This window comes from Citrobacter sp. RHBSTW-00887, from assembly GCF_013728095.1.
GTDB lineage: Bacteria > Pseudomonadota > Gammaproteobacteria > Enterobacterales > Enterobacteriaceae > Citrobacter > Citrobacter braakii.
In genome coordinates this window covers 922019-935198 of sequence record NZ_CP056267.1, presented here as the reverse complement: position 1 = coordinate 935198, position 13180 = coordinate 922019, and the positions used below count along the sequence as shown (strand labels likewise).

The window sequence follows — 13180 nt, the reverse complement described above, 5'->3', positions numbered from 1 at the left end:
TGCTACCCCCTCGGATTGGCAAATGCCCTGAGAGCTGCGTAGATATTGTTCTCAGCAAAATTCGTGGGCCCTTCAAAACGAAAGCGTAAATCATCCGCAAAAGTTGTCTCGGTGAGCTTGAACGGATTAAAGGCTGGCCCATCCAGCGCATTAAGAGCCGCTGCAATTCCTCGTGTGTCCCCGAAGAATACCTCTTCCACGTGTGCCCGCACCTTCGCCCACCCTACACACAGCGTGCCCAAAGCTTCATTAAGGCCCAATGTTTGCGGCTTCACATCCGACATCAGTACACCATGCCCGATCTGAAACTCGGGACCACGGCCCAGAGCAATTTGCGCGTTTACAGCAATCCAGGCACTCACCGAAGCCTCCAAGGCATCGTTCACGCTGGCAGGTACATCAGGCAATGCATTGACACCCTTGGCACCCAAACCGTAAAACGTCCGCAAAGCCGCCTCATCGGGCTCTAGGCGCATAGGTTCCCAACGACGCAAGAACGCGACATCCAAGGGCTCCACAGACGCATCGGCCTGATTCATCGCAGCCAGGATATAGAGGTCATGGGGCAGTGCGTATTCGATCACATCACCAGAGACGGGATCGAGCATTTCAAAGAACTGCGTTTCAGCAAGTTTGGCCCCATCAGAGGCCAAGCGTTTATCGGACTCAATGGCCACAATGGCACCACCGAACACCTGCACCGCAGGACCTCGGTTGATCTCATCAATGATCAACAGTGCAGCCCCATTGGCACCCTTCGCATGCTCACTGGCACGGTACAGAGTCCCCTTCACGATGGTGAAGTCTGGGTCTCCTGCTGTCTTGTTGACCGCAGGCGTGATGCCCGATAAGAAATCGCGGTACTTGGAGTTTTGGTGGAAGACCGTCCGAAAGACTTTGCGGTCCATCTTGGTGGGTGCAGGAATGTCTTTAACAACCCCAGCAGCAGGGGGAATAGGGATGCCGCCCATGGGATTGAGCTGCGGTGGGCCACCTGCAGGAGCAAGACCAAAGGCTGTTTCAAAGGCCAAAGCAACTTCGGCCAAGAGCTTGGACTTGCCCGTGCCAGGTGCACCAGACACCAGCACGTTGCGCGAACGTGCGAGTAGCTTTAACACCTGTTTGCAGTTTTCACTTACCATTACAGAACCTACGCATGTTCGTGAAGTCGATATAGCCAATTACGGCTCGATTAGCAGCCCGCTGTGCATCCAAACAACTCAATAGCTCTTGAGCAACTGAAGGATCCCAAACGCCTTTAACACGAAGAGTTGCTTCTTCCGCGAAGTGCGGCCAAACCGACTGGTCATGAAGCTGAATCAGAAGCAACAAAACGCGATTCCCAATTCCCCCTGATGGCATTCGGTCCGAATCAAAACATGAAAATTTCGGCACCTGAGAAATCCATCCCTCTCTCGGCCGAGACTTTGTGGGTGACATAAACTCAGCTGCTCTTGATACAACCTGTGTTGAGTCCGGCTCGTTCCAAAAGAAGGTACCTTGATGTACTGCCTTTCCACCCCGGAGAATTTTATTGGGAAATATCAACTCAACAGCTGGCAACACCGCCTCGTAGGGAAATCGAAAGTCTCTTGCCCCCCCTCCAGAATCAGAGTCATTAGACTCCGCATCAGCTTTCCGTCGATCTCCCTCAACAATCTCCTTGTACAGAATTCGAGCAACCTGTCCCGCTCCATTAGCCATGAATTTTGGATCCTTCTTCTATTTCTTCGCCCCCCAGAGCGAACTCAGAGGGTACATAAGCAATCGCCCCCAGCGCGCGTGCCTGCATCGCACGGTGCGACCAAACTGTAGACAGACTTCCTGTGCGTTTTGCCATTGCAGCCAAAACATTATCTCGGGTAATTGTGGACTTGGCCTCACCTGGCAAGCCCACTTGGCCCCGATCCAAAAGCGGGAAGTCTTGGAGCACTAACTCCATGTCCTTCAAATCGAGCCCATAGGCCACGGCCACTTCCGCATCAATCTCCCCACGAAGCTGCGCCATGCGCTCGTAGGTTTCACGAGTAGCCCCCGCACTGTCAAGTGTGCGCAATTCGCGTGCAGCACTCACCAGCCTCTTCCATGGCAAACCATCTTTGGCGAGTTTTGGCATGGGCACGCTTTGCAGCAGGAAGTAATTCACCGTCGTAGTGAGCACACGCCGAAGCATCCAGTCAAAGGCAAAACTGTTAGCGATGGACACCCACACCAGCAGCCGTTCTTCTGATGGGTCTTCAGGGAAAAGGATCGTGGGCACCTTATTGCCACAGACCACCCCAGCAGGAATTAACGAGGCCATGAGCGAACGCTCATTGGTCTGACCCGCAATGTCGCAAAAGCCCACACGCAGCACGTCCGCACGGTGCTGGTTAGCACTGGGCATGTCGGAGAGACGAATCCAAAACTGGGGGGCAAGGCGTGAGTCTCCGATGGCATAAGCCTCCCACAACGCACGGCGACCAGTGCCTGACACGTGGCCTTTTACACCAAAGCGATGCGCCTGCACCATTCGACCTTCCACCAGTGGCAAAGCGCCAGGCGTGGCACGCCCCAGGAACTTAGGACGCTCCTTGGTCATATCAACTTCACGGCAAAACTTCGGGGTCCAGCCATAACCAGGCTCTTCCCACGAAACACCTGCTTCTCCGATCTTTGAGAAGAGCTTCCACTCAGACACGTTACGAACCTCGGGCAGGCTCAAATCGCCCCGAACACCCGCAAGTGCTGCACGCCCAATAGTGGCAGTTCCCGTAATCTCCAATCCCGTAGGGGTGCCCCGCTCATGCATGAGAGTGATGGGCTCACGCTTGCTCTTTTCAGAGCCAGCCTTAGTGAGAGCCACGGCCAGGAACTTAAAGCGTGTGTCGATCGTAAAGAACCGTGCACGGTTATCGATGATCGACATGGACACGCTTTGGCTCGCATCAAAGATTTTCTGCCGCATGGCGCGGGTACCTTGCGAGCGAATGAGCCCACCCGGAATTAGTGCAACCACCACACCCTGCTTTTTGCAGAGTTCAAAAAAGAGGTCCGTGAAAGCAATGTATAGGTCTGGCTCTCCATTACCCAAATCGGGATAGCGAGCCAACAGGCGACGAGAGTAGTTCGCTACCTCATTGCGCTGCTGGGCAAACAGATCCTCATCAAGCCCATGAATTTGGGCCCCGTAGTGGCGCTTGGTGCCTGAGGACTTCAAGAATTCGTGCCGTGAGAGCTTGACCTTTTCCCATGGTGGATTGCCGATCACCGCATCAAACCCCTCAGGGACCATGGCAGTCCAAACCTTGCGATCAGCCATCAAGCTATCGCCACAGTACCAACGGGCACGCATAGCCTTAAGAGTCGATACATCATCAGTGAACGAAGCAAGCGCAAGCAGTGCCGCACGCAAAGAGTTGCCAGAAAGATCCGCTGCATACACACCGTGAGCCAACCAATGCGCCGTCTTGGCTCTATCCATACCACACACTGCGTGAGTCAGCGCTGCTAGCAAAATTCCTGCACCGCAGGCAGGATCAATCACCTTGCTCTTGTGTGTGAGCTTGGGGGCTGCGAGCTGCGCCAGTCGTGTAGCCAGGCGAAAATCCGTATGGTAGGCGCCCGTGCTTTTTCGATCCTGCTCATGCAAGACCTCACGCGCCAAGACACTCAGTGCCAAAGCAGGGTGAATAGGTGAACGCTCGATGGCACTTGCTACAGGTACCGCAAGCTCCAAAAGATCTGATGCTGCGCGCTTGCTCTTGACTCCAAAAGCCTCATGAAACGCCGTTAGGTCAAACCCGCCAAAACGCGCTGATGCTGCCTCCAAAACTTGAAGCCGAAGCTCAAAGCTGGTTTCCCCTCCCACAGCCTGAGTGAGTGCCGCTTCTGCTGGGGCCAGGTACTCTGATTCAACAGGCCGAGGAGAACTCATGCATAGCTCCTCACGAGAACGGGTTTGATAGCTTTAACTGTTTTTGACTGGGCTTGGGGAAGCTGTGCCATGGACCGTTTCACGACCACCAAAAACTCATTCACATCGGACGCCGAGCTACTGGCTGCCTTGTTTGGCCGGTATCGACCAATGGCGCCCAAAGGGTACATTGTGGACGAGCCGATCTTAGAAAGCTCAGCCTTCATGTCCTGCATGCAGATGTGCCCTTCACTACTGTACGAGAGCAGTACCCTTTGAGCCTTCAAGCCATGAACCAGACGCGAGAGTGTTTTGAGAGCACGGCTCTTGTAGCAAAAGTCAGAAGCCAAGGCCTTCCATGGACGAAGTCCCGCAACCCCCTCCACCACAGGCTCATCGCCAAGAGCCACCGTTTCAAGGATGTGGTAATAGCTCGCGTATTGACGCTTGGTGTACGGGGGGTCCAAATACACGAGGTCGTGTGCAACATTCGGAACGTCGAACACATCACCCACGCTAGCCTCAACACACACTCCAGTTTCTTTGAGATCACGGCAACGCATGGCAATCTTGTTTTGAGATTGGCTTGTCCATTTGGAGAGGAAGCAGCCAAAAGTGCCCGCAATGTTGGCAACGCGGTTCAGTGCACTAAAGAGATCGGCAATCAATAGCCTCTCCTCAATTTCGTCAATATATCCGGCACCTTTCCACTCAACAATCAAGCAGCGCATAGCGTCTATCTTAGCTGCATTTTCTTCGGTGAAGTACCTACGCTCAATTCCACACGTATCGATCGAAGCGGGGCTATAAGTGCGCCACATAAAATCATGCAATGGCTTAACTGCGTTTAGCTTGCTAACAGCACCAGAGTACCCACCAAGTTTTTTGAAGGTCACCTGATCATGGCTGATAAGACGTGCCCCAGCAGAGATAACAGCTGAGTGCAAGCTATCATTAATCCGCACATTCCAACCATGCTCCGCAGCAGCCTCAGCTACAGCTCCAGTTCCACAAAAAGCATCCACAAAAAACGCGCCCTTTCTAGGCGGCCCAATGTGGGATGCTATCTTGTCGACGAGTCTAGATTTGGAGCCAATATAGCGAAAAGTCATATAGAAACCCCTACGTTTTTTTTACGGCCAGTTACTGCTCGACCCTGACCAAGTTCTTGGCTGGCTTCTGGGCTTTGCAACACAATGCCTTTGTGGTCGCAATAGTCACAAAGGAGTACCTCAAGCATATTCACCATGCTCCGCTGCTCATGCTCCGCTGCCTTCTTTAAGGCCTGTTTGAACTTTCTGGAAACTCTTAGATTTAAGGTCTCACTTTTGAGGTCAGTGAATCGCATGAAAACGCCCCGCATATGTCTGTGCAATTGCGTTATTGTATATGCACACATACTGAATAGATACACTATGACAGCGATTCTTAACCTTACGTACAATGCAGCACTTTTCACTCGCGGACCAGACGGCATCCTTCATGGTTTCTCCTACTCCGAAGGCGAGCTATAGGGAATCCTGACTGCTTAGCAATACATTTATCCAATTTTCGACGTATCTCGAGTCTTAATGTGCCAGCCATAACAAAGCCAACGTCCTAGTTGATATCATCAACATAGCGCACGTTGGCTTAGGGTGAAACTCTATTTTCAAGGAGGAAACTTTATTTTCATCCCACACCTCGCGCGTTACCGTTTTACTAAAACTCGCCAGTCATAAAAAAACCGGCCCCAGCGGCCGGCATCAAAAAAGCATTCTGTTCTTTTTGTTATCATGCTCCTGGTGAAGACAAGTTTTCGTTTTAAACGTCCAGCCCGTTAATCCACAGCATCAGATACGCCAGGTCGGCCGAATCCGGCACCGTGATATACCAGCGCGGATGCGCATACTCCTCTTCCTGCGGCCAGCTCGTCTGTCCCGTCACGGTGATAAGGATGTTCACCGCCTGCTTCAGCTTTCCCTCAAGATAGATGGCCACGCTGCTGCTGAGTCCCACCCGGTGCGGGTGACAGGTCATTCTGACCGGACCGGTCAGGCGCTGCCTGAGCATTGCCCGCAGCCTCACCAGGTGCTGATGGGTCGCCGGGAGCACACCGGGCTCCCCCTGAGGCGACAGGGTGAACAGGGCTGAGCCACTGTGCTCATGAATAGTGGGTTCAGGGTACTTCAGTGTCATCATACCGTGGCAGGCTCCTGTTGTTTTTCCGTCAGACCGCGCAGACGGTCCAGATTCTGCGCGACGCGTTTTGCCGCCTCCAGTTCGCTGCAGTGAAATTCATTCATCAGCGCCCGGCGTTCGGCTTTCTCTTCTTTTTCCGTCATGCCCAGTGCCAGGAAGAGACTGGGCGGCACGGCACGAAACAGCGCTTCGATCCGTTTCGCCAGCACCACGCCTTCCGTATAACACCCCGACAGTTTACTGGCGGAAAGCAGCACCGATTCCTGCTCCGGCGTGAGCGCGCGAAAACGGCTGATATCTTTGACCTCTTCCGGAGGCATGGTCAGACAAATCCACCATTCCGCCATGTTAAGCATCTTTTCGGCAATGTCTGGGTAATCCTTAAGATTCTGGGTGGCCAGCCACAACCAGGCCCCGAGCTTACGCCACATCTTGACCACCTTGGTCATGTACGGCGACAGCAGCGGATTAACCGTCACGATATGCGCCTCATCCACCGTGAAGACAATATCCCGGCCCAGGAACTGGTCACGCTCCGCGATGTTGTTAATCATGTTGGTCATCGAGACCATGGTCAGGGCCATCTGCGCCTCGTAGCCCTCACGCGCCAGATGCCCCAGGTCGACCAGCGTCACGTCCGCTTCCGGCCACAGCTCCCCTTCACGGTTGAACAGCTCCGCTTCAAAGCTCCCGGCCTGAGTGAACATGCCCAGGGATTCCGCCATTTCCGCCGCTTTCGCCTTGCGCTGGGCATTGCGGACATTGATGACGCCCTCATCGTTGTCAGAGGCAATGTCGTACAGCGCCTTCTGCAGGTCAGACGGCAGCATCTGCCGCCCTTCCTTATACGTGGCATGTGCCGCCATCAGCAGCGCCTCACGTATCATCGCCCTGTCGGCACGCTTAAGGTCAGCCTCTTCTTTCGGGTCACCGCCGGTGATCATCATGCGCGCGGAGATTTCCATTTCACCGAGAACGTCACGCTTGTCATCCTCGCCATCGTCGTCCGTGTCGATATCCGGCAGGTCGCTCTCATCAACGGCCTGGGCGGCCAGGCCTTCTTCCACCAGTTTGTGAGCATCAGCAAACGGCGGCAGACTGACGCCGCTCCCGGGTTTGACGCTGATTTTATTCACCGTCAGCCCGAGGCTGTCAAAGAAGTCGGCCAGCAGGCCGAACGAATTCCCGGCCTCCGCAATAAACAGCCGCGGACGATGGACGGCCATCAGCTGGGAGAGCGCGGCACACAGCGTGGCCGACTTGCCCGCCCCGGTCGGGCCGAACAACAGCAGATGCGCGTTCTGGGTGCGGTCGAGCTTGTTGAGCGGATCGAATGTCAGGGTATCCCCGCCGCGGTTGAAAAAGCTGAAGCCGGGGTGCCCCGTGCCGGTTTCCCGCCCGGTTACCGGCAAAAGTCCTGCCAGGTGCTGAACCCATGTCAGACGGGTATACCAGTGTTTTCTGTCGCTGTCCGGGTTAAAGCACATCGGCAGCGCCCGCAGCCAGCTGTTCAGCGGACCTTCTTCAAACTCCGGCCGTACCGGCTGCAGACCGGCCCCGAGCAATACGGTGGACAGCTCCAGCCGCTTGCGCTTCAGGCTGGTCATGTCGTCGCCGCGCAGCAGGAAGGTGATCCCCGCCCGGTACAGCTTGTGCCGGTTGCCCAGATACTCTTTGACCGTCTTCACATCCTGGCGGACGCGGCCCGACTCGGTATTCTCACCGACCGCATTTTTCGACAGCCGGTTAAACTGCTCTTCAAGCCGGTCCTGGGGCTGTACCACCACGGTCATGCACACCATGGTCCCTTCCGGAAACATATCCATCAGGGCATTAATTTTCTTTTCACCCCGGCTTTTCTCGCCGGTCAGGGTGCCCGGCTCCGGCGGTGTACGCAGTTTTTCCACCGCCACCGCGCAGTGCGGCTTGTTGTCAATCCACCACACGCCGTTTTCCGGGTCTGAAACCGGCGGCGTGAACCACAGGGTTTCGGCAAAATCATTGCTGACCGGCACGGTGCCTTCAGGTGTCTCGCGCGGGTCTGCGTAAGCAGCCTGCCGATAGAGCGTGGTTTTCTCCACCCAGTCCGGTGACGGATTGAACAGCCGCAGCAGCCAGCCATGCACCTGCAGGCCGTTCTGCCGGGTGCAGCGGATCCCCGCCCCGCCCAGGGCATTAACGACCCGGTCGCACACCTGATTGAGCATCGCCACCGGCGGCATCGGATCCCGGCTTTTACCAAGCCAGCGATAAACAACCATCCGGGTGCGGCGCTGCTGCCCGCGCCACGGCTGGCCGGTAATCAGCGAGTCAGTAAAAAGTCCCTCAGGCCGGGAGATACTGCGGATATGGCGCTCCATTTCACCCAGCCAGGCGTCGGTAAACGCCGTGCGCTGTGCATGTGGTTTGACATACCCGCGCAGCCTGTCCAGGTACGCGTCAGTGTCGTCCTCGTCCTGGCAGAAGAACTGCACGACCCAGGGATTCACGTCATGTTCATCAAAGCTGTCCTGAAGTGCATCCTCAACCGAGTCCCGGATCTGTTCCAGGCGCTCTTCGGTTCGCCCTTCGGTCGCCACCGGTGTCACATCATAAACGGCCCCCACCGACACGCCGTCATCGAGCAGGAGACACTGCTCTTCATCGAGAAATTCTGCCCAGGGCAAAAAGTCAATGATGGACGGATTGGCGTGATAAACCTTCTCCTCATCCTGGCGCGTCATTTTCCCGGGGCGCTTCAGAGGTTGCCGGCCCTTCACGGCCGCGGTCAGGGTTTCATCTGCCTGAACGGACTGGCCGTCATCAACCGGCGTCTGCCGGTCGGTGGATTTATTACGCGTAAACAGTGAAAGCATTACAGGGCCTCCGTGCGCTCGCCAGGCATGGCATACTGCGTCTGGCTGTAGAACGGGAACACAGTGCTGTAACCCGGCACCGGCGTGTTACCGTCTGCCAGATGGGGATACAGGTACATCACCATGTCGGGGTTGGGCAGCCGGGGAAACTGCTGGGTGATTTCGCTTTCCTGAGTACGGCTGTAGCTGCGGTCGGCCTGCGCGTCCGCCTGCGTTTCGCTGCCAGTCAGCGGGCGTCGCAGCGTGTCGCGGACCGCCGCAGACTGGCGGGAAGTACTGCCGCCACCGTCCGCCCCGTTCCACAGTTCCAGCATGGTGTTATCGCCCGCCGGCAGCATTTCCTCTTTGGAGGTTGAGCAGCCGCTGAGCATCACACAGCTCAGGGCCAGAATGAAAACCGTTCTGTACATTACCGGTATCTCCTTTGTGAGGCGGCCGGATCGTAACCGCCGCAGATAAAAACGAACGCACTGACATTCAGCAGGTGCCCCAGCTCCCGTAATGTCATACGCGGGCAGTAAAGCCGGCGCGGGATTTTCGGGCTGCGCCACGAAACGGCACACTCCCGGGCACTGAGCGGCAGGGAGAACCTGCCGATATCCAGTAAAAGCTGGCCATCGCGCCAGCGCAGTAAAGGTGCGCCGGCAGGCAACAGCGCTACGGGTCGCAGCAACAGAACCGCAGAAGACGCAGGGATCACGTCAATATGCCAGCCTGCCCCGTCGCTGAACGTCCAGCACACGGATGAAAGAGGGAAAAACGTTATCTGTCCCGCCATGGCCGTGTACTCAGTCCAGTCCGCCGTTGTCACTGATGCCACCCGGCAGGGTGAAGTCGTAGCGCACCTTACGGCCCTTATCTTCATAATCAATGGCCAGCTGACGGGTGATATGCACGGCGAGACGGGCACCAGGCGGCACATAAATGGCATCAAACGTCATCCCGTAACGCTGTTTGATCCAGTCGGTGGTTTCAGACATGCCGCCGGAAATGGCTTTCCCCAGCGCCGCCTGTCCGGCGTCGCCGGTCATGGTGGCGGAAATGCCATTCACGTTATTCTGTGTGGTGTACTGCCCCTGGCTCATCGCTTCACCCGCCGCACCGGCAGCCGACAGGCCAAAAATGGTGGGCAGATAGGTGGAGGCATTGGACTTACGTTCGCCGCCAATGCACGGGATCCCGTTTTCATCCGAAATCCAGCCGATACCGCCACTGGTGCCGGTATCCTGTTTAGCCTGAGCGTTATTATTTTGCCCGCTGGCGTTGTTACTGGCGTCGGGTCTGGGGAGGGTGCGTACCGTACCGTCGGAAAAGACAAAGGTGACGCTGTTAACCTGCCCGCGCACACAGGACAGTGTCCAGTCTCCGCTGGCCGTCCCGGAAACAATCGCCCCTTCGACGTCCGGTAACTCGATGCCGTTCGCCGTCAGGTTATCCTTACCGATAAGCACCTTAAACGGATAAGGATCGGTCACGGTGCCGTTGATGGGCACACGGCCAAGCAGTGCCGTCATGGCGCGGCTGCCGACCAGCGTGGAATTTTCCGGCAGCGTGTAAACCGGCTCTGCGCTCTCTTCCGCCCCTTTTTCATTCGTACGTCCCTTCACTTTCTCCTCATAGGCCGCTTTCTGTCGGGTCAGCTCATTTTCACCCAGAAAAGAAGTCGGGAACTGAGGAGATGCCTTGCCGCTGGCCGCGTCCCGCGGGTCCGTCTCTTTCTGGTCCGTCGGCGCGACCCACATCATGCCGTCGCTGCCCTGAGAAGCCGCCCCCCCGGTACTGCTGCCCATGCCGTCCAGGCCCAGCCCCAGCGGGATATCGCTGTCCGCCGTTTTTTTCTCGGTGTCAGGCTTTTTGAGTTTGTCGGTCAGCTCCTGGATTTTCGCCGTCAGGCTCAGTTGTTCGTTCTGAAGCTGCGCCTGCCGCTTGTCGTACTGCTCGCGCAGACCATTAACGGCCTCATTCACCTGTCCTGAAACGTCCTGATTGCGTCGGCGCAACCGCTCGTTTTCTTTCACCAAATCCGCGTTCTGCTTATCCAGCGTTTTCTGGCGGTCACGCACATCGTTCAGCCGGCCGATAAGCGTGCGCAGGGTGTCCTCCGGCGTGTCGCCTTCCACACCCAGCGCCTTCAGTTCATCCGGCGAGAGATTATGCAGGGGGCCGCCGCTTTGTTTTGCCTGAGATTGTTCTGCCGGTTCGTTTTTGCAGCTTTTGAGCCCCACGGCCAGCCCGGCAATCACCACGGCCGGCACGATAATTTTCACCAGGGCATTAGATTTAATCTGCATGGCGGGCCTCCTGTTTTACCGTGCGGGCCGCTTTACGCAGCGCAGACGGCTCAGCAATAAATGCGCTCTCCGGACGACCGGCGGTCACCACATACACCGTGGTGGTGTCTTCCGGCGTGCCGGCAGGACCGACCCAGCGGTGCTGGAAGGTGGCGGACACAAACTGTCCCTGCAGCGAGCGTGGATCCAGAACGACCTTACGGCTGCCGGTGTTCGTGAGCCTGAGTGCCACCACGCTGCGGTTTGCCACACCCCAGCCAGCCAGCGGCGTGACCGTTAATGGTTCAGAGGGATACAGCGTGCTGACACGTCGGGGCAGATGAGGATTGACCGGATGAATACCCGGGACCGCCTCGACCGTACGTGCCGGAGCATAAAGGCTCTGAGCGGCATAGCGGGTCAGCAGCACCGGGATGGGGGCGCTGTAGCGGATTTTTTTACGCTTTGCCTGAGTACCATCATCGCTGCCGGTGGGAGCAGATGAGCCTGATCCGGAAGCAGCCCGGTCTGCACCACCTGGCTGACCGGCCGCATCGCCGGCGTGACTCAGCGTGCTGACATCACCGCTGTAGACCAGCCGCACCGGCTCAGTCGGCCCTTTTTCACCGGCGGCGATATCAAACAGCAGAACCTCGCCGCTTTCCACATCCTGCAGCTGCACCCGCGTCTGCGGAAAGGCGCTGTCGGCTTTCAGGTAGACGGCTCCCCCGGTGCTCTGCACCCGGAGTTTACCGTTAAGCGCCGGCGGAAAACCGACGCGGACGTTTTTGTCCACAAAGACCACCCGCTCCTGCCCCACCTTCAGGGGGATCTGCAGCGGAATACGCTCCCATTTCATCAGCTCATCTGCGCCGGCAGGACGTGATACCAGCATTGCCAGGGGCAGCAGGGCGAAGGACAGCGCCATCAGCCCGGCGCGGTAGTGGGGGTTTTTACTCATCACTGAAACACTCCTGACTTCTCCGGTTTAGGTGCAGGCGGTGCCGCCTCCAGACGCTGGGGCACACCGGCATAACAGTCCAGCGCCAGACCGAACGGGTTGCGCTCCGCATCACCTTCCCAGCGCACCACTTTAAGCGGGTAACGTACCAGGGCGCGTTTGACCGGCTCGGCATGGAAATATTCGTCGGCCACCACGTCCAGGCGGGCAATCCAGTGATCGCGATCCTGTACGGTCACGCTCTGTGACTGGTAACCGCGACCGGGCACTTCATACACCACGCGCACGCGGTCGGTGAGCTCCCCGGCGTCACCGCGTTTCTTTGCATCCGCTTTCAGGAAATCCTGACAGGACGGCGTCAGATACGGCGACAGCGCATTGATTTTGCCGGAATAATCCACCTCGCCGTTTTTCGGCCAGGCATTGAGCTGCTGAAAAATGTAGAACGCAAAGGAGTAGACCGTCGGGGGTGGCACTTCCCACCAGGGCCGCGTGCTGCCGGTACGTAAATCCGGCGGGTTATGCACGGTCAGCTTGCTGGGCGCCAGCATCCAGCCGGCACAGGTGAATAAAAGGAAAAAGGCGAGCACGGCGCAGGCGATGCGCAGCGTCTGAATATGCTGGTCGCGGTCTTTTACCGCATGGCGAAAACGGCTCATGAGGCTCTCCTGTTACGTTTCACTGACCAGCCCCGGGCATCCACTATCAGTTTCGGATTGCCCATCCCCAGCCGGCGTTTTTTCGTCTCCAGTCGCTGCCAGAGCCAGTTCTCAGGCTTACCGCGCTTGAGCCTGGCCATCCAGCGGCCGCCGAACCAGACGAGCAGCAGCGGCATGACCAGCAGGCCGGTGGGAACAACAACCCAGCCGGCAAGCGGGATAAACGGCAGTGACAGGAGCAGACCCGCACCCGCGCCGGCAAGGGCTGCCAGCCCCATCTCATGGGTGGTAAACCCGCGAAACACCACGGGCTCACTGTTGAGACGGTCAGGTAAAAAACGAATGGTCTGCATCGTCGC

12 protein-coding genes are annotated in these 13180 nt (G+C 57.2%); all 12 read right to left on the bottom strand.

Going from position 1 to position 13180, the window contains the following annotated elements:
• Positions 1-2: 2 nt before the first annotated feature.
• Complete coding sequence (locus tag HV314_RS04530) at positions 3-1142, bottom strand: AAA family ATPase (RefSeq protein WP_016808249.1); 1140 nt, start codon at positions 1140-1142, stop codon at positions 3-5.
• Positions 1132-1704, bottom strand: a complete 573-nt coding sequence (locus tag HV314_RS04525) for a hypothetical protein (RefSeq protein WP_016808250.1) — start codon at positions 1702-1704, stop codon at positions 1132-1134. Before HV314_RS04525 ends, HV314_RS04530 begins: the two co-directional genes overlap by 11 nt.
• A complete protein-coding gene (locus HV314_RS04520) occupies positions 1697-3916 on the bottom strand; it encodes an Eco57I restriction-modification methylase domain-containing protein (protein WP_016808251.1) in 2220 nt (739 codons plus the stop codon). Before HV314_RS04520 ends, HV314_RS04525 begins: the two co-directional genes overlap by 8 nt.
• Positions 3913-5007 carry a DNA adenine methylase gene (locus HV314_RS04515; RefSeq protein WP_016808252.1) on the bottom strand — a complete coding sequence of 365 codons (1095 nt, stop codon included), beginning with the start codon at positions 5005-5007 and terminating at the stop codon, positions 3913-3915. The genes HV314_RS04520 and HV314_RS04515 overlap by 4 nt, the downstream gene beginning before the upstream one ends.
• A gap of 691 nt (positions 5008-5698) precedes the next feature.
• A complete protein-coding gene (locus tag HV314_RS04505; RefSeq protein WP_016808254.1) occupies positions 5699-6076 on the bottom strand; it encodes a hypothetical protein in 378 nt (125 codons plus the stop codon).
• A complete protein-coding gene (locus tag HV314_RS04500) occupies positions 6073-8931 on the bottom strand; it encodes a conjugative transfer ATPase (protein ID WP_016808255.1) in 2859 nt (952 codons plus the stop codon). The genes HV314_RS04505 and HV314_RS04500 overlap by 4 nt, the downstream gene beginning before the upstream one ends.
• Positions 8931-9341, bottom strand: a complete 411-nt coding sequence (locus HV314_RS04495) for a TIGR03751 family conjugal transfer lipoprotein (protein WP_016808256.1) — start codon at positions 9339-9341, stop codon at positions 8931-8933. The genes HV314_RS04500 and HV314_RS04495 overlap by 1 nt, the downstream gene beginning before the upstream one ends.
• Positions 9341-9742: a hypothetical protein gene (locus tag HV314_RS04490; RefSeq protein WP_223479954.1), complete on the bottom strand. Its 402-nt coding sequence runs from the start codon at positions 9740-9742 to the stop codon at positions 9341-9343. Before HV314_RS04490 ends, HV314_RS04495 begins: the two co-directional genes overlap by 1 nt.
• On the bottom strand, positions 9720-11222 hold the full coding sequence (locus tag HV314_RS04485) for a TIGR03752 family integrating conjugative element protein (protein ID WP_016808257.1): 1503 nt from the start codon (positions 11220-11222) through the stop codon (positions 9720-9722). The genes HV314_RS04490 and HV314_RS04485 overlap by 23 nt, the downstream gene beginning before the upstream one ends.
• Positions 11212-12162: a TIGR03749 family integrating conjugative element protein gene (locus tag HV314_RS04480; protein ID WP_016808258.1), complete on the bottom strand. Its 951-nt coding sequence runs from the start codon at positions 12160-12162 to the stop codon at positions 11212-11214. The genes HV314_RS04485 and HV314_RS04480 overlap by 11 nt, the downstream gene beginning before the upstream one ends.
• A complete protein-coding gene (locus HV314_RS04475; protein ID WP_016808259.1) occupies positions 12162-12821 on the bottom strand; it encodes a PFL_4703 family integrating conjugative element protein in 660 nt (219 codons plus the stop codon). The genes HV314_RS04480 and HV314_RS04475 overlap by 1 nt, the downstream gene beginning before the upstream one ends.
• Positions 12818-13174: a TIGR03750 family conjugal transfer protein gene (locus tag HV314_RS04470; RefSeq protein ID WP_004115534.1), complete on the bottom strand. Its 357-nt coding sequence runs from the start codon at positions 13172-13174 to the stop codon at positions 12818-12820. Before HV314_RS04470 ends, HV314_RS04475 begins: the two co-directional genes overlap by 4 nt.
• Positions 13175-13180: the final 6 nt, after the last annotated feature.